Annotated in this window: 19 protein-coding genes and 1 riboswitch; of the genes, 9 read left to right on the forward strand and 10 right to left on the reverse strand. The window is 69.2% G+C overall.

Annotated features, from left to right (window positions below):
- Positions 1 to 25: 25 nt before the first annotated feature.
- The 8 genes from cobW to ACF8O7_RS15930 form a co-directional block, all read right to left on the reverse strand.
- The gene (gene cobW, locus ACF8O7_RS15895; RefSeq protein ID WP_017407718.1) at positions 26 to 1,075 is read right to left on the reverse strand and encodes a cobalamin biosynthesis protein CobW; all 1,050 of its coding nucleotides are present in this window, start codon (positions 1,073 to 1,075) and stop codon (positions 26 to 28) included.
- A 27-nt stretch (positions 1,076 to 1,102) separates the two neighbouring features.
- Positions 1,103 to 2,125 (reverse strand): LLM class flavin-dependent oxidoreductase, encoded by a 1,023-nt coding sequence (locus ACF8O7_RS15900; protein ID WP_392443780.1) that lies wholly within the window; start codon positions 2,123 to 2,125, stop codon positions 1,103 to 1,105.
- A gap of 4 nt (positions 2,126 to 2,129) precedes the next feature.
- A complete protein-coding gene (locus ACF8O7_RS15905; protein WP_209671168.1) occupies positions 2,130 to 2,897 on the reverse strand; it encodes an ABC transporter ATP-binding protein in 768 nt (255 codons plus the stop codon).
- The gene (locus ACF8O7_RS15910) at positions 2,894 to 3,916 is read right to left on the reverse strand and encodes an iron ABC transporter permease (RefSeq protein ID WP_074923769.1); all 1,023 of its coding nucleotides are present in this window, start codon (positions 3,914 to 3,916) and stop codon (positions 2,894 to 2,896) included. Before ACF8O7_RS15910 ends, ACF8O7_RS15905 begins: the two co-directional genes overlap by 4 nt.
- The gene (locus ACF8O7_RS15915) at positions 3,913 to 4,854 is read right to left on the reverse strand and encodes an ABC transporter substrate-binding protein (RefSeq protein WP_392414357.1); all 942 of its coding nucleotides are present in this window, start codon (positions 4,852 to 4,854) and stop codon (positions 3,913 to 3,915) included. Before ACF8O7_RS15915 ends, ACF8O7_RS15910 begins: the two co-directional genes overlap by 4 nt.
- 10 nt (positions 4,855 to 4,864) lie before the next feature.
- A complete protein-coding gene (locus ACF8O7_RS15920) occupies positions 4,865 to 7,096 on the reverse strand; it encodes a TonB-dependent receptor (protein WP_312841215.1) in 2,232 nt (743 codons plus the stop codon).
- Positions 7,097 to 7,224: 128 nt separating this feature from the next.
- A riboswitch (cobalamin riboswitch) is annotated at positions 7,225 to 7,509 on the reverse strand.
- A gap of 54 nt (positions 7,510 to 7,563) precedes the next feature.
- Positions 7,564 to 8,445: a CHAD domain-containing protein gene (locus tag ACF8O7_RS15925; RefSeq protein WP_392443783.1), complete on the reverse strand. Its 882-nt coding sequence runs from the start codon at positions 8,443 to 8,445 to the stop codon at positions 7,564 to 7,566.
- Between the two features lie 57 nt (positions 8,446 to 8,502).
- A complete protein-coding gene (locus ACF8O7_RS15930) occupies positions 8,503 to 8,994 on the reverse strand; it encodes a YbaK/prolyl-tRNA synthetase associated domain-containing protein (protein ID WP_016448791.1) in 492 nt (163 codons plus the stop codon).
- Positions 8,995 to 9,075: 81 nt separating this feature from the next.
- Here ACF8O7_RS15930 and ACF8O7_RS15935 point away from each other — a divergent pair, with 81 nt between their 5' ends.
- Positions 9,076 to 9,717: a transcriptional regulator gene (locus ACF8O7_RS15935; RefSeq protein ID WP_392443785.1), complete on the forward strand. Its 642-nt coding sequence runs from the start codon at positions 9,076 to 9,078 to the stop codon at positions 9,715 to 9,717.
- Between the two features lie 44 nt (positions 9,718 to 9,761).
- A complete protein-coding gene (locus ACF8O7_RS15940; protein WP_244387804.1) occupies positions 9,762 to 10,724 on the forward strand; it encodes a threo-3-hydroxy-L-aspartate ammonia-lyase in 963 nt (320 codons plus the stop codon).
- 31 nt (positions 10,725 to 10,755) lie between these two features.
- On the opposite strand, the gene ACF8O7_RS15945 is transcribed toward ACF8O7_RS15940, so the two are convergent.
- Positions 10,756 to 11,490 (reverse strand): NUDIX domain-containing protein, encoded by a 735-nt coding sequence (locus ACF8O7_RS15945; protein WP_016448794.1) that lies wholly within the window; start codon positions 11,488 to 11,490, stop codon positions 10,756 to 10,758.
- 87 nt (positions 11,491 to 11,577) lie between these two features.
- Between ACF8O7_RS15945 and ACF8O7_RS15950 the strand changes: the two genes are divergently transcribed.
- From ACF8O7_RS15950 to ACF8O7_RS15975, 6 genes are all read left to right on the forward strand, one after another.
- Positions 11,578 to 12,651 carry an SPFH domain-containing protein gene (locus ACF8O7_RS15950; RefSeq protein ID WP_280047466.1) on the forward strand — a complete coding sequence of 358 codons (1,074 nt, stop codon included), beginning with the start codon at positions 11,578 to 11,580 and terminating at the stop codon, positions 12,649 to 12,651.
- Positions 12,638 to 13,570: a hypothetical protein gene (locus ACF8O7_RS15955; protein ID WP_016448796.1), complete on the forward strand. Its 933-nt coding sequence runs from the start codon at positions 12,638 to 12,640 to the stop codon at positions 13,568 to 13,570. The genes ACF8O7_RS15950 and ACF8O7_RS15955 overlap by 14 nt, the downstream gene beginning before the upstream one ends.
- 17 nt (positions 13,571 to 13,587) lie before the next feature.
- Positions 13,588 to 14,289 carry a DUF4291 domain-containing protein gene (locus tag ACF8O7_RS15960; RefSeq protein ID WP_392443787.1) on the forward strand — a complete coding sequence of 234 codons (702 nt, stop codon included), beginning with the start codon at positions 13,588 to 13,590 and terminating at the stop codon, positions 14,287 to 14,289.
- Positions 14,286 to 14,858, forward strand: coding sequence for an NADAR family protein (locus ACF8O7_RS15965; protein WP_046239246.1), 573 nt, complete (start codon positions 14,286 to 14,288; stop codon positions 14,856 to 14,858). Before ACF8O7_RS15960 ends, ACF8O7_RS15965 begins: the two co-directional genes overlap by 4 nt.
- 6 nt (positions 14,859 to 14,864) lie before the next feature.
- The gene (locus tag ACF8O7_RS15970) at positions 14,865 to 15,833 is read left to right on the forward strand and encodes an ADP-ribosylglycohydrolase family protein (protein WP_392443789.1); all 969 of its coding nucleotides are present in this window, start codon (positions 14,865 to 14,867) and stop codon (positions 15,831 to 15,833) included.
- 338 nt (positions 15,834 to 16,171) lie between these two features.
- Complete coding sequence (locus ACF8O7_RS15975; RefSeq protein ID WP_392443791.1) at positions 16,172 to 17,263, forward strand: fimbrial protein; 1,092 nt, start codon at positions 16,172 to 16,174, stop codon at positions 17,261 to 17,263.
- Positions 17,264 to 17,278: 15 nt separating this feature from the next.
- Here the strand turns inward: ACF8O7_RS15975 and ACF8O7_RS15980 are convergent, their stop codons facing one another.
- Entirely contained in the window at positions 17,279 to 17,692 is a 414-nt protein-coding gene (locus tag ACF8O7_RS15980) for a lysozyme inhibitor LprI family protein (protein ID WP_012207561.1), read from the reverse strand.
- 234 nt (positions 17,693 to 17,926) lie between these two features.
- Between ACF8O7_RS15980 and ACF8O7_RS15985 the strand changes: the two genes are divergently transcribed.
- Positions 17,927 to 18,787, forward strand: coding sequence for a transporter substrate-binding domain-containing protein (locus tag ACF8O7_RS15985; RefSeq protein WP_047327838.1), 861 nt, complete (start codon positions 17,927 to 17,929; stop codon positions 18,785 to 18,787).
- The last annotated feature ends 40 nt before the right edge of the window (positions 18,788 to 18,827 follow it).

An 18,827-nucleotide genomic window follows, 5' to 3' on the forward strand; every position in this document is an offset into this window, starting at 1 on the left:
CAGGTTTCAGTGCGGAATCGGAAGGTCAGGCGGCCACATTCTCCAGGCCCTTGCGCAGCGCTGCTTCGTCAAGGTCTTGCCCGATGAACACCAGGCGCGTGCCGCGTGCCTCGCCCTCGCGCCAGGCGCGGTCGAAATGGTGGTCGAAGCGGCGGCCCACGCCCTGCAGCAGCCAGCGCATGGGCTTGCCCGGGATCTCGGCAAAGCCCTTGACGCGCAGGATGCTGTGCTGCTCCACCAGCGTCTCCAGCGCGGCCAGCAGGCGGTCGCGGTCCACGGCGGGCAGGTCGATCACGTAGGAGTCGAAGTCGTCGTGGTCATGGTCCTCGTCGTGGTCGTGGTGGCTCACGCGCTGGTCGATGGTGGTCTCGGCCGCCTTGGCCAGGCCCAGCACCACGTCCAGCGGCAGGCGGCCCTGGGACGATTGCACGATCTTGACCTCGGGCGGCAGCTCCTCGCGCACCAGGGCGGTCACGCGCGCCAGGGCCTCGGCATCGGCCAGGTCGGTCTTGTTGAGCACCACCAGGTCGGCCGCGCCCAGCTGGTCCTCGAAGAGTTCGTGCAGCGGCGATTCGTGGTCCAGGTTGGGGTCGGCGCGGCGCAGCTCGTCCACGGCCTGGGGATTGGCGGCGAACTGGCCGCTGGCGGCCGCTGGCGTGTCCACCACGGTGACCACCGCGTCCACGGTGAACACGTTGGCGATCTCGGGCCACTGGAAGGCCTGGACCAGGGGCTTGGGCAGGGCCAGGCCCGAGGTCTCGATGATCACGGCGTCGATCTGGTCGCGGCGCTCGGCCAGCGCGCGCATCACGGGGAAGAACTCCTCCTGCACCGTGCAGCACATGCAGCCGTTGGCCAGCTCGTACAGCGCGCCTTCGCGCTCGTTGCCCTCGTCGTCGCAGCCGATGCCGCAGCCCTTGAGGATCTCGCCGTCGATGCCCAGCTCGCCGAACTCGTTGACGATGACCGCGATGCGCCGGCCATCGGCGTTGTCCAGGATGTGGCGCAGCAGCGTGGTCTTGCCGCTGCCCAGGAAGCCGGTGACGATGGTGGCGGGAATCTTGGCGGTTTGCATGGAAGGTTCTCCAGAAAAAAGAGGAAGTCAGACGGTGGCGAAAGGCACGGCGCTGCGCAATGAAGGAAGAACCTCCTGCGCAAACAGCTCCATGCCGGCGAGGGCCTGGGCGTCGCTCCACAGGCCGTTGGCGTTGAAGACGCAGCGCAGCTGGCCAATGCCCGTGCGCTCGCGCAAGGCGGTGATCTGCGCATGGCACTGCTCGGGCGTGCCATGGATGAATTGCTCGGCCAGCACGCGCGTCACATCGATGGGCAGCACCTGGTCGGCCGGCACGCCGCGCTTGCCCGCGAAGTACACGCGGCGCTGGTACAGCTGCGGCCACAGCGTGGCCAGCCGGGCCTGCACGGCGGCCTCGTCGGCACCGATGCAGACATAGCGCGCCAGCGATGAACGCGCACGCAGCGCGGCGGCATCGCGCCCGCGCTCCCGGGCAGCGGCCTCCAGGCGCTCCAGCTGCATGCCTTCGGGCGGCTCCAGGCTCAGCAGCAGGGGCAGATTCTGATCGACGGCAAAGCCCAGGGTCTCTGCCGTGGAGCCGGCCACATAGATCGGAGGATGGGGGCGCTGCACGGTCGAAGGCAGGGCGGGCCGGTCCTCGAAGCTCCACGGCCCCTGCCCCGCCACGATGGGCCTGCCCGACAGCGCCTCCACCAGGATGCGGCAGGACTGCGCAAAGCGTTCGCGCGTGCAGTCCGCATCGATCTGCAGGGCGCGCAGCGCGGCCGGCTCCGTGCCCCGGCCCACGCCCACGTCGATGCGGCCGGCGCTTTGCAGGTCCAGCTGGGCAATCTCCTCGGCCAGCATCAGCGGGTGGTGCAGCGGCAGCACCAGCACCGAGGTGCCCACGCGCAGCCGCTCGGTGCGCGCCAGCACGGCGGCGGCCAGCAGCAGGGGCGAGGGATAGGGCCAGGCGGTATCGGGCACGCGGAATTCGTTGAACCACACGCCCTCGAAACCCAGGCGCTCGGCGCGCTCGAACAGCGCCAGGAATTCACGGTGCCCGCCGCGCGTGGCGTCGCGCGTCCAGCCGGCCAGATCGATGCGCATGGGGTCAGTTCTCCTGTTTCAGCCGCGCGCGCAGCAAGGTTTGCGGGGGTGCGTCGATGCGCTCGAAATCCACGCCGAACACGGCATCCAGCCCCGGCGCATGCAGCAGCTCGGCAGGGGCTCCATCGAGCGCAATGCGCCCCTGGTCCAGCACGATGACGCGCCCGAAGTGCGCCAGCGCCAGGTCCAGGTCATGCATGACCACCAGCACCAGCCGCTCGCGCCCACGCTGCGCCAGCGCCTGCACCAGGGCCAGGCGGTGGCGCACGTCCAGCGCGGCGCCGGGCTCGTCGGCCAGCAGCACGGGCGGGTCGGTGGCCAGCACGGTGGCCAGCAGGGCACGCGCCTGCTCGCCGCCGGACAGCGTGGACCAGCGCCTGCGCGCGAAATCCTGCAGCCCGGCGCCTGCAATGGCCGCCTCGACACCACCCCGGCCCGCCAGCCGCATGTGCGTGAGCTCGGCCAGCGTCAGGTCCCAGTGCGGCGCAAAGCGCTGGGGCATGTAGCCCACGCGGCGTGCGCGCTCGGCCACGGGCAGGGTTGCGATGTCTTGCCCGTCCAGCAGCACGCTGCCGGATGCAGGCGCCTGCAGCCCCGCCAGCAGGGACAGCAGGCTGGACTTGCCTGCGCCATTGGGTCCGACCAGGGCCACGGCGCCGCGCGGGGGCAGCTGCACAGAGACCGCATCGAGCACGCTGCGGCCACGATGGCGCAGCGTGAGGGACCGGGCCTGCAGGCGTGGCACGGCGTCGTCCATGGCTTGATCGTTCATGCGGACCTCAGCCTGCGCGCCAGCAGCACGATGAAGAAGGGCCCGCCGGCCACGGCCGTGACCAGGCCCAGCGGGATTTCGGCCGGCGGCAGCACGCTGCGCGCAATCGCATCGGCCAGCGTGACGATGATGGCGCCCGTGAGCGCCGACGCCGGCAGGGCCGCGCGGTGCAGCGGTCCCGCCATCCAGCGCGCGATGTGCGGCGCAGCCAGGCCCACGAAAGCCACCAGCCCGCCATAGGCCACGGCCACGGCCACCACCAGCGAGCCGGCCAGCACGGCCAGCGGCGTGAAGCGCGCCACGTCCAGGCCGAAGCCCTGGGCCGCATCCTGCCCCAGGCCCAGCAGGTCCAGCCCGCGCGCCAGCGCCATGGCCCCGGCCAGGCAGGCCAGGGAGGCGCCGGCCAGCAGGCCCAGGCCGCTCCACGACGGCGTCTGTATGCCGCCCAGCACCCAGCTGAGCACCACCTGCAGGCTCACCGTCTCATCGGACAGCGCCAGCATCAGGAACGAGCGCAGCGCGCCCAGCACGGCCGCCAGCGCCACGCCGGCCAGCAGCATGCCGGCCGCATCGGTGGCACCGGCCACGCGCGAGACGGCCAGCACCAGCACGGTCGAGCCCCAGGCGCCCGCAAAGGCCAGCACGGGCAGCGTCCAGGCCTGGGGCAGGCCGAACAATAGATGCATCGGAACCAGCAGGGCGACAGTCGCCCCCAGCGCCGCGCCGCCCGAGGCGCCCAGCAGATAGGGCTCGGCCAGCGGATTGCGGAACACGCCCTGGAAGATGGCGCCCGACAGCCCCAGCAGCGCGCCCACCAGGGCGGCTGCCAGCACGCGCGGCACGCGCCACTGCAGCAGCAGCCGGCTGCGCAGGCTGTCTTCGCCGCCCAGCGCGGCCAGCAGGTCGGCAGGGCTGGCCCACTGGTGGCCCGCGCAGGCGGCGATCAGCAGGCTGGCCAGCAGCAGCAGGACCGCACCGGCCCAGGGGCGCCACGCAGGTGGATGTGAAAGGGAATTCATGCGGCCTCCCCGGCCCAGGCCGCAGGGTGCAGCCAGCGCGAGAGCTTTTCCACGCCGCCGAAGGTGCGCGGCCCGGGAATCAGGAACTCGGCACGCGCCACCGTGGTGGCCCGGCCGCCGCGCACGGCACGCAGGTCGCGCCAGCCGCGCTGGCCGATCAGGTCCTGCATGGCCTCCTGCGTGCCAGCGAACAGCAGCACGTCGGGGTCGGCGGCCAGCACGGCCTCGGGCGAGACCTGGGGCACGGTGCCCAGGCCGTCCAGCGCGAACGAAGCGCCCGCGCGCACCATGGCCTCGCCGGTATAGGTGCCAGGGCGTGCCGCCAGCAGCATGCCGTTGCCCAGCCGGCCCGTGACCATGAGGGCGCGCGGCCGGGGCTGGCCGGCCACCTGCCGGTCCACGCGCAGCAGCCGCGCCTCCTGCGCCAGGGCCAGCGCCTGGCCGCGCGCCTGCACGCCCGTGGCGCGGGCCACCAGGCGCAGGTTGTCCATCACCTCGGCCAGCGAGCGGCTGAGCAGCACCATCACCGGCACGCCGATGCGCTCCATGGGATCGACCAGCTGGTGCGCTGCCTGGCGCGCGGGCGTGACGATGACCAGGTCCGGCTGGCGCGCCACCACGGCGTCCACCGAAAACCCCAGCCGCCCGCCCACCTTGGGAATGCGCTCCACGCCCGGCGGAAAGCGCGTGAAATCCTCCACGCCCACCACGCGGTCCAGCAGGCCCAGCGCGGCCACCAGCTCGGTGTTGGAGGCAAAGATGGAGACGATGCGCTGCGGCGGCGCGGCAATCTCCACGCGCCGGCCCAGCGCATCCTGCAGCACCACCGGACCGCCTGCAGCGACGGTGTCGGCCCAGGCCGCGGGCAGGCCGCAGCCCAGGGCCGCCGCCGCGCCCTGGCGCAGCAACTGGCGGCGCGTGGTGCTGGATTGCCTCATGCCATGGTCCTCAAAACTCTGCTTGCAGGCCGACCATGAGTTCGCGCCCGGCCATCGACGTTCCGCAGCCGCCGTTCTGGTACGCCGGGTTGGCGATGCAGGGCGCGCGGTCCAGCGCGATGAAGATGGGATGGCGGTTCAGGTCGAACAGGTTGTTCACGGCCGCGAACAGCTTGACGCCCGGCGACACGCGGTAGTCGGCACGCAGGTTCCAGATGGTGAAGGCGCCCTTGCGGTGGATGAAGGTGCTGCGGGGCTCGCCCTGCGGGATGAGCAGCGCCTCTTCCGTGTCGTACCACATGGGACCGCGCAGCAGCGTGGACAGCTGCAGGCTCCAGTCGCCCTGCAGGCGCCCGCTGCCGCGCCCGTAGCGCACGCCGGCCGAGGCCTCGTAGCGGTACATGCGCTGCACCTTGTCGGTATTGGCCGACGCTGGCGATCCCTTGTCCCGCATGCTGAAGTGGTAGTAGCCGCCAGCCCAGGCCTTGAGCTGGTGGCCCGTCAGGTTCAGCGCCCGCGCCAGGTCCATGTCGGCCTGCATTTCCAGGCCGCGCGCCACGATGTCGGCCGCGTTGTTGGCGTAGTCCGAGGTATTGGTCGTGGCCCCGCGCGAGACGGTGATGATGCGGTCGCTGATGGTGTTCTGGAACAGGGCCGCATCCACGCGCCAGCCGGGCTGCTGCAGCGCGGCGCCGACCTCGATCTGGCGGCTGGTCTCGGGCTTGAGGTTGGGGTTGCCGAAGGTGCGGCCACCGCCGACGGCCGTGAAGTCCGAGGCCAGCTCCGTGGCCGTGGGCGCGCGAAAGCCCGTGGAGGCCGCAGCGCGCAGCGTAAGCCGGTCCGTGGCCTTCCAGGTGGCGCCGGCCGACCAGGTGTGGTTGTCGTAGTCGCGCGTGCTGGCCTGGGCCAGGGCCAGGTTGGGCGTCTCGTCGAAGCGTGTCGTGCCCCAGGTCTTGCGCAGGCCGGCGCGCAGCGTGAGGCGGTCGTCGAACAGGGTCTGCGCGTCCTCGACGTACAGCGCGTGCACCTGCTCGGTCTGGTTGTTGTCGTAGGGCGCAACCTGGCCCGCCGGGCCGCCCGGCATGGCCACGCGCAGGCGGTCGGAGCGCAGCTTGCTGCGCTCCCAGTCAAAGCCCATCAGCAGGTCATTGGTCTGGCTGACACGCAGGCGCGGCTGAAAGCGCAGGCCCGTGGCGTCCAGCTGGCGGTGGTTGTAGTCGCGCGCCGTGCCGGGCACGGCGCTGTTGCCCGAGCGGATCACGGGCGAGGCCCAGTTGAACTCATCGGTATCGACCAGGCTGTAGAGGTGGGTCGTCCAGCTCAGGCGCTGGCCGGGCAGCGCGCCCTCGTAGGTCAGGTCCAGCGAGCGGTTGCTGCGGTTGTCGCGGCTGTAGATGTTGGCGCCCGATCCGCGAAAGCCCGCGTTGTAGATGCCGTCCGTGCGCAGCTGCAGCTCCACGCGGTGCAGCTCGTGCAGCTGCCAGCCCAGGGCGCCACTGGCGCCGCGCCGCTTCCAGCCCGTGTTCTCCATGCGCGTGCCGCCGTCGCCCGACTCGTAGTCGCCGCGCCCGCCTGCGCTCACGCCGAAGTACCAGTCGAAGCGGTCATTGGCGCCGGCCGTCTGCGCATCGGTACGCCACAGGTCCCATGAACCGGCCTGGACCTGGGCGCGCGTGCCGGGTGCGGTCGCTCCCGTCTTCATGATGATGTTGACCACCCCGCCCATGGCCTGGCTGCCGTAGATCACCGAGGACGGGCCGCGCACGATCTCGATGCGCTCCACATCCGAGGGGCTGAGCTTGGACAGGTTGGCCGTGCCCGCGCGCCGGCCGTTGACCAGCACCAGCACCTGGCTGCGGAAGTCGCGCCCCTGGCCGTCGGTGGAGGCGCCGCGCAGGTTCATCGAGGTCTGGGCCGCCGTCCATTCGCTGAGAAAGCCCACGGCGTTCTCGGCCAGCAGGTCGGTGACCGAGCGCGCGCTGGAGCGCTCTATGGCCTCGCGGTCGATGGTCTGCGTGGTGCCCGCGATGCGGCTGCGCGCCTCGGGCCGCGCCGTGGCGGTCACGAAGACGGCGTCCAGCGCATCGTCGGCGGATGCACCGGCTTTACCGGCCGCCGGTTCCTGTGCGGCGCCGGCCGCCGCGGCGCAGCAGGCCAGCACGGCCGCAGCGGTGGCCGGGCGCAGGAAGGGAGGAAGGGGAAAGGGGCCGGAACAATCGGCGGCCAAAGAAGCGAAGCGCATGCGTTGAATCCAACTGCCCCAGTCACCCGTGGGGCCTATCGTCTGAACCACGCCGCACGGCGCGCACGCCGGAGCCGGCCACGCCAGCGCAGGCTGGGGCCGGACCGGACAGGCGCACTCCCGCGGCGTCCGAAAGCAATGCAGAAGGCCGGTATCCGGGCTTGCGGAACGCTGCGGCGCGCATCGTGGGCGCGCTGCAGCAGGCATCCCCGCCTTCCCATGTCCGTCCAGACACAGTGGCTTGCGGCGCGCAACCGGTGGGTGGCGCGCCAGCGTGGGGAGTTGTATTCCGCTGACCGTTGCGGGGGCAGCGCAGGCATTGCGAGCGGCCACCTCGATGGCATCGCGCACCTGCTTCCCGTTGAACCCCTGGCCGGCAAGCGGCATGGGGCACCTTCAGCAACAGCGCACCGCCACGGCCCAGGGGCTGCGGCGGTGCGCCAGCGGCGGATTATCGCTGATGCGGTCTAGGCCCAGAAGCCCGACACGCGGGCCAGCGCACGCAGCGCGCGGCGGCTGCTGCGCGCGCTGGTGGCCAGGCGGGCCTGCAGGTAGCCGGCGGCAAACCAGGCGCGCGGATCCGTGCCGGCCTCGTCACGAAAAAGCGCGGCCGCCACGGCCATGTCGTTGTGCAGGCCCAGCGCGTCCTGGGCGGGCACCAGCGCCTCGGCAAAGCGCCGGCCCTTTTTGCCGGGCCACATTCCGGGCGCGAATTCCCGCGCAAAGTCCGCCAGGTAGCGCAGGCGCTTGAGCCGCTTGCGCACGCGGTGCTGCTGCGCCAGCGGCAGGCGGTCGAACTGCCGGCCGTCGCGCAGCACCTGGCGGTGCAGGCGCGCCAGCCGCCGTGCCAGGTACTTGCGCGTGCCTGCGGCGGACAGGCTGACCAGGCCGGGCTGCCGCTTGCCTGCAGGCGCCTGCGCCAGCGCATGGATCTCGGCCAGCGTTTGCAGGAACTGCGGCTCGCGGACCGCAGCGGCCGCGTCCGCGTCGGCCTGCCCGGCATCCGGCACGGCCCAATCGCACAAGGGCGCATCGGCGTCCTGCAGCAGCGGCCGCACCACGTCGGCCAGGGTGCCGGCATCGCGCAGCGTGCCCAGGCGCGCAAAGGCCAGGGCCAGCGGGGCATCCCATTCGGCGCGCATGCCGGGCGCCAGCCCTGCGCATTCGCGCAGCAGGGTGCGCAGGCGCCGCAGGGCCACGCGCAGCTGGTGGATGCGTTCGGCCTCGCCGCTGCCGGCGTCCACGGCATCCATATGCGACTGCACCTGGGCCAGTGCGGCAGCCAGCGCCGCACGCACAAAGCCGGCCGCATCGGGCCGGTCGGGGAACTGCCTGGCAGGGGTGGTCATGGTCAGGAGAGGATGTGCGGGCGTTGCTGCGATTGTGGGCACCGCCCGGCCCCCGGGTCAATCGGCGCCATCCCCGCTCAGGCTGTGCAGCGCGGGCCGGGCAATGCGCACATAGTCGGCCGAGTCCAGCACGATGGAGCGGTCCAGCCGGCCCGCATTGAAGGCGATCTCGGCAAAGCGCTCCACCAGTGCCGGGTCCACCACCAGGCGCACCTGCGGGTTGAAGGAGAACGGCGGCACCGATCCCATCACGCAGCCGGTGGCGGCCTGGGCCTCCTCTGGCGAGGCCAGCGTGGCCTTGCGCACGCCCACGGCCTGGGCCAGGCGCTTGAAGTCCAGCTTGCGGTCGCCGGGCAGCACGGCCAGGAACAGCTGGGGATCGCCCGCACCGGCCGCATCGCGGCTCTTGCAGAGCATGGCCTTGGCGCCCTGGCCGGGTGCCGTGCCCCGGATTTCGGCGACGAGGTCGGAGCGGCCCTCGGCAGGGTGCTCGATCACGCGAAAGCGCGCGTCCTGGGATTGCAGCAGGTGAACAAGGGTGTCGAACATGGCAGGGAGCACAAGAAACGGACAAAAAGGCAGGTCGCCTGAGTTTTGACATTTTGTCCAATTCAAAACAAAATGTCCAATATGACACAACGCACTCCCGAGCAGCGCCAACTGCTGGAACAGGTGGCCAAGATCGCCGAAGGCCTGGGCCAGACCCTTGCCCCGTTCTGCGAGGTGGTGGTGCATGACCTGCTCGACCCGTCCCATGCGGTGCTGGCCATCCACAACAATCTCTCGGGCCGCGAGGTCGGCCAGGGCGCGACCGAGCTGGGCCTGGCCCGCATCCAGGACGCCGGCTACGAGCAGGTCATCGCCAACTACCCCAACCAGTTCGCCGATGGCCGCCAGGCCAAGAGCACGTCCATCGGCATCCGCGACTCCGAGGGCCGCTACATCGCCGCCCTGTGCATGAATGTGGACCTGACGATGTTCCAGGGCTTCCAGAGCATGCTCAACCGCTTTGCCGCCGTCAGCGGCGACACGCCGGCCCGCGAAATGCTGGCGCCCATGGGCGCCGGGGCCGGTGCCGACGCGGTGCGCGCCCGCATCGACCAGTTCGCGGCGCGCCTGGCGACCACGCCGCGCGCCCTCAAGCCCGAGGAGCGGCGCGCCCTGGTCCGTGAACTCAAGGGCGACGGCCTGCTGGACCTTCGCCGCTCCATGGAGACCATTGCCGCCCACCTGGGCGTGTCGCGCGCCACGGTCTACAGCTACGCCAAGTAGCTCCCGGCACCCCGCCGATCAGCAACCCCTTCTCTCCCGTACCGATGACAAGCCTTCCCACCTATGACGACGTGGCCGCAGCGGCCCAACGCATCCAGGGCCATGCCCACCGCACGCCCGTGCTCACCTCGCGCACGCTGGACGAGGCGCTGGGCGCCCGTGTCTTCCTGAAGTGCGAGAACCTGCAGCGCATGGGCGCCTTCAAGTTCCGGGGCGCCTTCAACGCCCTGTCTCGCTTCAGCGCCGCGCAGCGCAAGGCCGGCGTGGTGGCGTTTTCCTCGGGCAACCACGCCCAGGCCATCGCCCTGGCAGCGCGGCTGCTGGAGATCCCCGCCACCATCGTCATGCCGCATGACGCGCCGGCCGCCAAGGTGGCGGCCACCAAAGGCTATGGCGGCCAGGTGGTGGTCTACGACCGCTATACCGAAGACCGCGAGCAGATCGGCCGCGACCTGGCCGAGCGCCACGGCCTGACCCTGATCCCGCCCTACGACCATGCCGACGTGCTGGCCGGCCAGGGCACGGCCGCCAAGGAACTGTTGGAGGAAACCGGCCCGCTCGACGCCCTCTTCGTGCCGCTGGGCGGCGGTGGCCTGCTGTCGGGCACCGCCCTGTCCACACGCGCGCTCAGCCCCGGCTGCGCCCTCTACGGCGTGGAGCCCGAGGCCGGCAACGACGGCCAGCAGTCGCTGCGCGCAGGCCGCATCGTCCACATAGACACCCCAAAGACCATTGCCGACGGCGCCCAGACCCAGCACCTGGGCGGCATCACCTTCCCCATCATCCAGCGCGACGTGACCGACATCCTCACCGCCAGCGATGCCGAGCTGGTCGATGCCATGGGCTTCCTGGCCACGCGCATGAAGCTCGTGGTCGAGCCCACCGGGTGCCTGGGCCTGGCCGCCGCGCGCCAGAAAGGCGAGGAGCTGCGCGGCCGGCGCGTGGGCATCATCCTGAGCGGCGGCAACGTGGACATGCAGCGCTTTTGCAGCCTGCTGGGCGCCTGATCCTGATCCTGGCCCTGATCGAAGGCCGCCCTCACCCGCGCGGGCTGAAAGTGCGCGGAAACACCACGGGCGCGCTGCGGTCGGCCAGGCGGTAGCCCATGGCGGGGCGGCGTGACGTGCCCTCCACCTGGCCGGCCTCCACCAGAAAGCCGGCCGCCATCATGCGCGTGCGAAAACCGCTCTTGTCCACGGGGCGGCCCAGCACCACTTCGTAGGCCTGCTGCAGCTGCGGCAGCGTGAAGGGCTCGGGCAGCAGAAAGGCCGGCAGCGAGGTGTACTCCACCTTGCCCCGCAACCGCTCCACCGCTGCGCGCAGGATCTCGCCGTGGTCGAAGGCCAGCGCAGGCGCGCGCAGCAGTTCATCGACGGCAAACCACGACACATCGGCCGCATTCGCTCCCTTGGCCAGGATCAGGTCATGGCCCGGGATCAGCGCGAAATACACATGCGTGGCCGACCAGCCACGCGGGTCGCGCGCCGCGCCGCCCCAGCTTCCCAGCTGCTCCAGGTAGGGGCTGTCCACGCCCGTCTTGTCCAGCAGCTTGCGCCGCGCGCAGGCCAGCAGGTCCGCGTCCTGGCGCACATCCACAAAGCCGCCGGGCAGCGCCCACAGCCCCGGGAAGGGCTCGCTGCCCGCCGTGGGGCGCTGCACCAGCAGCACCTGCAGGGCATCGTCTGCCACCGTGAAGATGACCACGTCCACCGTGGTGAACGGGCGCGGGAAGTCCAGCGCGCCCTGCGGGGATGGGGAATTTTTTTCAGCCATGGGATGGATTGTGCTTGACGTGCCGGATTTTAAGTTGCACTATGCAACCCATACAAGTTGCACAGAGCAACTTAAAGGAGAAACACCATGTTCGGCATCCGTTTCATCAAGTCCCAACCCACGGTCCACCTCATGCAGTTCCGCGCCGGCAAGGTGGTGCGCGAGGGTGCGGGCCAGTCCTTCTTCTACTACGCGCCCACCACCACCCTGGTCGCGGTGCCCGTGGGCAGCCAGGACTGCCACTTCATGCTGGAGCTGGTGACGGCCGACTTCCAGAGCGTCACCGTGCAGGGCCAGGTCACCTACCGCATCAGCACACCGCGCCAGACCGCCACGCTGATGGACTTCTCCCTGGCGCGCGACGGCCAGAAATACCTGTCCGAAGACCCGCAGCGCCTGGGCGACCGCGTGACCATGCAGGCCGAGGTCATCATCCAGCAGGCCGTGCAGGCGCTGGAGCTCAAGCAGGCGCTGCGCTCCTCGGCACTCATTGCGCGCACGGCCCAGCAGGAGCTGGCCGCCCAGCCCGAGATCGAGGCGCTGGGGCTGGAGATCCTGGGCGTCTCGGTCATGGCCGTCAAACCCACGCCCGACATCGCCCGCGCCCTGGAGGCCGAGGCGCGCGAGTCCAACCTCAAGGCCGCCGACGACGCCGTGTATGCCCGCCGCATGGCTGCCGTGGAAAACGAGCGCGCCATCCGCCAGAACGAGCTCGATACCGACGTGGCCGTGGAAAAGAAAAAGCGCCAGATCCGCGAGGCCCAGCTGGAAGCCAAGGCCGCCCAGATGCGCAAGGAAAACGAGCTGCGCGCCGAACAGATGTCCGCCGACGTGGCGCTGGAGGCCAGCCGCCGCGACTTCGTCGAAGGCCAGGCCGCCAACAGCCGCACCCTGGCCGAGGCCGAGGCCTACCGCGTGGGCGCCGTCATGCAGGCCCTGGAAAAGGCCGATCCGCGCATCGTGCAATCGCTGGCCGCCGTGGGCATGCAGCCGGGCCAGCTCATCGCCCAGGCCTTTGGCGGCATTGCCGAGAAGGCCGAGCGCATCGGCCAGCTCAACGTCTCGCCCGAGCTGCTGCAGTCGCTCATGGGCGCCGGTGCAGGCCATGCAGCTGCCGTGGCCGATACCGAACCCGCAAGGAGCCGCCGTGAACGCCAATGAACGCAAGACCGTGCTGGTGGTGCGGCGCACGCGGCTCGATGAGCTGGTGGCCAGGTACCACACGCTGTCCCAGGCGCGCTTCTACATCGAGCACCTGGGCGCAGACTTCGGCGACTACCTGCGCGAAAGCGCCGCCTACGCCGCCGCCCTGCAGGCCGTGGTGCAGGCGCTGGAGGCACGCGGCCGCTACCAGATCGTGGACCGCGCCCTGGTGCCCAACTTCGTCTTCGGCGCCGACGACATCGTGGTGGCGCTGGGCCAGGACGGCATGGTGGCCAACACCATGAAATACCTGGACGGCCAGCCGCTCATCGGCGTCAACCCCGAGCCCGCGCGCTGGGACGGCCTGCTGCTGCCCTTCGCCCCCGCCGACCTGGCCGCCCTGCTGGGCGACGTGGCCGCCAACCGCCGTCCCACGCGCGCCGTCACCCTGGCCGAGGCACGCCTGAGCGACGGCCAGGTGCTGCGCGCCGCCAACGACCTGTTCATCGGCCCGCGCAGCCACACCTCCGCCCTGTACGACATCGCGCTGGGCGACCGGCAGGAATCCCAGTCGTCCTCCGGCCTCATCGTCGCCACGGGGCTGGGCTCGTCGGCCTGGATCAAGAGCATCGTCACGGGATCTATGGGCATTGCCCGCGCCGTGCGCGGCGCGTCCACCGACTTCGACTACCAGCCCTTCGCCTGGGATGCGCCACGCCTGGACTTCGCCGTGCGCGAGCCCTTTCCCAGCCGCTCCTCCACGGCCGAACTGGTCTACGGCCAGGTCACCGCCGGCCAGCCGCTGACCCTGCGCTCGCGCATGCCCGACCATGGCGTCATCTTCTCGGACGGCATGGAGGCCGACTACCTGCAGTTCACGGCGGGCATGCAGGCCACCATCGGCCTGTCGGATCGGCAGGGCTGCCTGGTGGTGTGAAGGACCGGCCCTGCAGCGTGGCGCAGCGCCCTCAGAACACCTACAACAACAACAACGACAGCGACAACGACAACGAACAGACCATGAATCTCGCAACAGCACCCTACCTGCAGCAATCTGCCACCTGGCCTTCCGAGGGAGAGCACATCCTCGCCCACTACGACGACTCCACCGTGGTGGTCTACCAGGCCTATCGCCCGGCCATCGGCCTTCACGCGCTGGAGCATGGCCGGTTCGGCGGCCCGGACTTCAGCTTCACGCGCATGAGCTGGATCAAGCCCAATTTCCTCTGGATGATGTATCGCTGCGGCTGGGCGACCAAGGCCGGCCAGGAAGTCATCCTCGGCCTGCGCATACGCCGGACTTTCTTCGAGAGCCTGCTGGATGCCGCCGTACCTTCCACCTTCAACCCCCGGCTCTACGCTGGCCTGCTCGAGTGGCAGCAAGCGGTGGCCACCTCCGAGGTGCGCCAGCAATGGGATCCGGACCATGCCCCCAGCGGCGCCAAGCTGCCGTTGCGTGCCATCCAGCTGGGCTTGCGTGGCAAGCTGCTACGCAGTTTCGCCACGGAGGAACTGCTGGAGGTCATTGACATGACATCCTTCGTCACCGAGCAGCGGGCCCATGCCCAGGATGGAAATCCGATGCTCATGACTCCCGTGGAGCGCGTCTACGTGCGGCTCGACAGGAAGAATTGCGCACCTGAGAACTCCGTATGACCACCACAGACCACATCGCCTCCCTGCAAGACCTCCAGCACGCCATGGCCCAGGGTCTCACCCCGCGCTTTCTGCCGTTCTGGGGCCACCAGCCTGCGGCCGATGGCTCCATCGGCAAGACCTGCATGAGCCAGTGGTTCGAGGCAGGCTTCGAGGTCGATGGCCAGCACTACCCCACGGCCGAGCATTTCATGATGGCGGGCAAGGCGCGGCTGTTTGGCGACGAGGCGGCGCACGCCGCCATCGTGCGCTGCCGCACGCCGGGCGAGGCCAAGAAGCTGGGGCGTGGCATCCAGGGCTTCGATGAAGCGGCCTGGGTGGCCGCGCGCATGGGCATCGTGGTGCGCGCCAACCAGGCCAAGTTCTCCCAGAACCCAGCCCTGGCCGGCTATCTGCTGAACACGGGCGACCGCGTGCTGGTGGAAGCCAGCCCCGTGGACGCCATCTGGGGCATCGGCCTGGCTGCCGACGATGTGCGCGTCACCGACCCCGCGCGCTGGCAGGGCCTGAACCTGCTGGGCTTTGCCCTCATGCAGGTGCGGGCGCGGCTGCGCAGCACCGCTCCCTGACCGACCATGATCAAGAGCACAGGCATGGCCATGGACACGCTGGACCGATACCGTGGTGCCCTGCTGGGCCTGGCCTGCGGCGACGCCGTGGGAACGACGCTGGAATTCCAGCCGCGCGGCAGCTTTGCGCCGCTGACCGACATGGTCGGCGGCGGCCCGTTCTCGCTGCCCGCAGGCAAGTGGACCGACGACACCTCCATGGCCCTGTGCCTGGCCGAAAGCCTGCTCCAGCGCGGCGGCTGCGACCCGCAGGACCAGATGACGCGCTATGCCAACTGGTACGAATGGGGGTACTGGAGTTCCACCGGCAACTGCTTTGACATCGGCATGGCCACCAGGGCGGCCATCCAGCGCTTCCTGGACACCGGCGATCCGCTGGCCGGATCGCCCGACCCGGACCAGGCCGGCAACGGCTCCCTGATGCGGCTGGCGCCCGTGCCCATGTTCTTCGGCCCCGACGAGGACCTGGTGCAGCGCATGGCTGAACTCAGCTCACGCACGACCCATGCGGCACCTGAATGCCTGCAGGCCTGCCGCCTGTTCGCCGTGGCGCTGTGCCGGGCACTGCGCGGCCTGCCCCGGCAGCAGGTGCTGGATCTGGGCGGTGTCCTGGAACACAGCGCCAGCCCGCGCCTGCGGGAGATTGCCCGTGGCGACTATCGCGACAAGCCGGCCGCACAGATTCGCGGCAGCGGCTACGTAGTGGACAGCCTGGAGGCGGCCCTGTGGTGCTTTGCGAGGCATGACAGCTTTGAAGGCGCAGTGCTGCAGGCCGCCAACCTGGGCGATGACGCCGACACCACGGCAGCCATCACGGGCCAGTTGGCAGGAGCCCTCCACGGCGCCAGCGGCATTGCGGACCGCTGGCTGGAACGCCTGCACCTGGCCCCTGAGATCACAGCCCTGGCCGATGCGCTCTGGCAAGCCGCCAGAGGTGCCAGGGACGCTTCTTCGACCGCACCTCTCAGTACCTGAGCGGCCTGGCGCGCTCACGACAGTCGCCGGGGCCGCGAGCGGACTGAACCTGGCTTGTCTGCACGACCTCCCACGCACCCGGGCTCCGTGACACGCGGGCCTTGCTCTTTACGAATGGCGTGCATGGGCGGCTTTTGACTGAGCCACGCTCCATTTTCAGAACAATCTGATTGCATCAACTCATATCTTCGGCGTAGAGTGTGAAATACCTAAGAGGCCACACATCGAATGATTCGATGCTTTCATTTCCAGCCCCTCATTATTCACTCAAAAGTTCGATAAAACTATTGCGTGATATTTTCGAGAATCATACTTCAGCAATGGACCGAATCAGTATCATGCATTTTTCTTTCATTCCCTCATTTCCTTCGCAAGTACGCCGCCTTGCATTGATCGCCCTTCCATTTCTCATCGCCTTTTCAGCGGCAACGATGAACACCAATGCCTTTGCCGGGGGCGTATTCTCCCCCACCAGTTCCAGCATTTCACTGCCCGAGGAAATAACAGTACCCGGAAATTACGCCAACGGATCGACGCTATGGAAGTCTACGGCAACCGTATTTAATCTTCGAGCAGTGCTGAATACGGCATTCGAGTACGATGTTTCCAAAGCTGTTGTAGCCGCCAATGTTCAATCCGGAAACAAGACGCCCGGATACAATAATGTCTACAGCACCAATATTCCCGGCATTGGAATCCGCTGGTGGGCAACATGGCGCGGCCCCAGCGCTCCCAGTGGCAGAACCATGCCCATTACCACCGAATCAGAAAATAATTCGGGCGCACTGGGTTATTTTTGGAATGTCAGTTCACACCCCCAGGATGTCTGGATCGAGCTGGTGAAAACCGGGAGCGTTTCCGCTGGCGTGCTAACGGGCTCCGGGATGAACGTCGAGATGCGATTCCAGTGCCCCAGCTGCACCGCAGGAAACGTCAACCTGTCCGGCCGCACCAGGGTGGTGGTCGGTCCCTCCTGCTCGGTGGCCGCCTCGACCATCTCCGTACCCATGGGCGCTGTGCCCATCCTGCGATTCACGGGCCTCCAATCCACCTCCATCCCCCAGCACTTCGACATCACGCTGGAATGCAAGGGCGGCGCGCCCGAAAGCGTTCTGCGCCCCCACATCACGCTCACCGATGCCAACGACACCAGCAATCAGAGCACCGTCCTGACCTTGAGCCAGACCGCGCCAGACGGCAAGCCGGTTGCCACCGGAATAGGCATACAGATACTGAAGGATGGCACCGCTCTCGGCTACGGCCCGGATTCCAACGTGCCTGGCAACACCAACCAATGGAGTGCGGGAACCATCGTCCAGGGCGTTGCCCAGTTCAAGATCCCGCTGACTGCCAAATACGTGCAGACCGCTGCGGCAGTCACGACGGGGCAGGCCAACGGCAGGGCCACCTTCACGCTGAACTACCAGTGAGCAGCATCCCCGCCCTCAGGGCTTCTTGTCCAGCTGCATTTCCCAGGACTTGAGCTGCTTGGCGCGGGCGCGGGCGAAGTCGCTCCAGCAGTTGGCGCGCGCATCGTCCTTGGCAAAGCTGGCGGAATTGAATTCAGAGAGGAACTCGCAGGCACTGCGCGCGTACTGCACCCAGTTCCTCTGCGCCACTTCCAGCTCTTCCGACGCCTGGGGCATGCGGGCCTTGAGCTTGAGCGACAGCGAGACGTAGGCGGCCTTGACCATGGCCACGTTCTGCTCGTGCAGGCAGGCGCGCACCTCGGACATGTTGGTGGAGCTTTCCTCGCAATTGCCCGAGCTGGTGGGATTGGCGGCCCAGGCCACGGGGCTGGCACACAGCAGGGCGGCGCAGGCGAGAGGGGCGAGTAGGGACGCTAGGGCTTGGTGCATGGAAGAGGGCTCGCTGGGAGGTGCCGGTGGGCGCAGCACCCCGGCCGTCGCGATTACACCATCGACCCGCCCTGCCTCGGGCCCACATTCCCCTGGTGATCACCCTGATGCAGCGACGCAAAGCGCATAAACATGCTCCCAAAGCTTTGTTGCCGTGGGTCAAGGGCGGCCAGAAGATGCGGGCGTACGCATCTTTCGTTGGCCCTGTTATTCCCCGCTCCCCCTGCTCCCGCCATGCACACAAGCCCCACCCTGCGCCGCCAGCCCCGCGCCACCCTTTCCGCATCCCTGACCTTCATCGCCGCCGCGCTGGCCCTGGCCTGCACCCAGGCCCGGGCCGATGCCACGCTGGACAAGATCAAGCAGCGCGGCAAGGTCACCATTGGCGTGCTGGTCAATGGCGGGCCCTTCGGCTCCATCGACCCGTCCACCCAGCAGCTCGTGGGCTGGAACCCCGAGCTGGCACGCGCCCTGGCCAAGGGCCTGGGCGTGGAGGCCGAGCTGGTCCAGGTGCAGACCGCCACGCGCGTGCAGTTCCTGCAGGCCGGCAAGGTGGATCTGCTGATCGCCTCCATGGAGCTCAACCCCGACCGTGCCGAGACCCTGGGCTACGCGCCCACGCCCTTCTACCGCGTGGGCGGCATTGCCGCCGTGCGCAAGGGCAGCGGCATCGCCAAGTGGGAAGACCTGCGCGGCAAGCCCGTGTGCGTGTCCCAAGGCAGCAGCTTTGCCAAGCCGCTGGCCAGCGAGTACGGCGCCCAGGTGCATGGCTACAAGAGCTCGTCGGACTCGCTGCTGGCGCTCAAGGGCGGCAACTGCGTGGCCGCCGTGCATGACAGCACGCTGATCTACCCGCTGCTGCGCAGCAACCCCGAATGGGCGCAGTACTCGGCCCCCATCGCCGGCGAGGTGCTGCCCGCGCCTTCCGTGGTCTGGACCCGCAAGGGCGAGGCCGACACCATCGCCGCCGTGGACAAGGTGGTGCAGGACTGGCACCGCACGGGCTGGCTGATCGCCGCCGAAAAGCGCGTGGGCATAGAGCCGGCCAACCCGCTGCTGCCCGAGCTGCAGGCCAAGTTCAAGTCCGCCAGCTGACCGCCGGCCGCCACGGCGGTCCACCCCTACTTTTTTCCCG

This window comes from Delftia sp. WSY_16, from assembly GCF_043104415.1.
Taxonomy (GTDB): Bacteria; Pseudomonadota; Gammaproteobacteria; order Burkholderiales; family Burkholderiaceae_C; genus Comamonas; species Comamonas tsuruhatensis.

Bases quoted from the DNA above. Each gene is read 5' to 3' on its own strand.
- cobW (WP_017407718.1), bottom strand. From the start codon at position 1,075: ATGCAAACCGCCAAGATTCCCGCCACCATCGTCACCGGCTTCCTGGGC.
- ACF8O7_RS15900 (WP_392443780.1), bottom strand. From the start codon at position 2,125: ATGCGCATCGATCTGGCCGGCTGGACGCGCGACGCCACGCGCGGCGGG.
- ACF8O7_RS15905 (WP_209671168.1), bottom strand. From the start codon at position 2,897: ATGAACGATCAAGCCATGGACGACGCCGTGCCACGCCTGCAGGCCCGG.
- ACF8O7_RS15910 (WP_074923769.1), bottom strand. From the start codon at position 3,916: ATGAATTCCCTTTCACATCCACCTGCGTGGCGCCCCTGGGCCGGTGCG.
- ACF8O7_RS15915 (WP_392414357.1), bottom strand. From the start codon at position 4,854: ATGAGGCAATCCAGCACCACGCGCCGCCAGTTGCTGCGCCAGGGCGCG.
- ACF8O7_RS15920 (WP_312841215.1), bottom strand. From the start codon at position 7,096: ATGCGCTTCGCTTCTTTGGCCGCCGATTGTTCCGGCCCCTTTCCCCTT.
- ACF8O7_RS15925 (WP_392443783.1), bottom strand. From the start codon at position 8,445: ATGACCACCCCTGCCAGGCAGTTCCCCGACCGGCCCGATGCGGCCGGC.
- ACF8O7_RS15930 (WP_016448791.1), bottom strand. From the start codon at position 8,994: ATGTTCGACACCCTTGTTCACCTGCTGCAATCCCAGGACGCGCGCTTT.
- ACF8O7_RS15935 (WP_392443785.1), top strand. From the start codon at position 9,076: ATGACACAACGCACTCCCGAGCAGCGCCAACTGCTGGAACAGGTGGCC.
- ACF8O7_RS15940 (WP_244387804.1), top strand. From the start codon at position 9,762: ATGACAAGCCTTCCCACCTATGACGACGTGGCCGCAGCGGCCCAACGC.
- ACF8O7_RS15945 (WP_016448794.1), bottom strand. From the start codon at position 11,490: ATGGCTGAAAAAAATTCCCCATCCCCGCAGGGCGCGCTGGACTTCCCG.
- ACF8O7_RS15950 (WP_280047466.1), top strand. From the start codon at position 11,578: ATGTTCGGCATCCGTTTCATCAAGTCCCAACCCACGGTCCACCTCATG.
- ACF8O7_RS15965 (WP_046239246.1), top strand. From the start codon at position 14,286: ATGACCACCACAGACCACATCGCCTCCCTGCAAGACCTCCAGCACGCC.
- ACF8O7_RS15970 (WP_392443789.1), top strand. From the start codon at position 14,865: ATGATCAAGAGCACAGGCATGGCCATGGACACGCTGGACCGATACCGT.
- ACF8O7_RS15975 (WP_392443791.1), top strand. From the start codon at position 16,172: ATGCATTTTTCTTTCATTCCCTCATTTCCTTCGCAAGTACGCCGCCTT.
- ACF8O7_RS15980 (WP_012207561.1), bottom strand. From the start codon at position 17,692: ATGCACCAAGCCCTAGCGTCCCTACTCGCCCCTCTCGCCTGCGCCGCC.
- ACF8O7_RS15985 (WP_047327838.1), top strand. From the start codon at position 17,927: ATGCACACAAGCCCCACCCTGCGCCGCCAGCCCCGCGCCACCCTTTCC.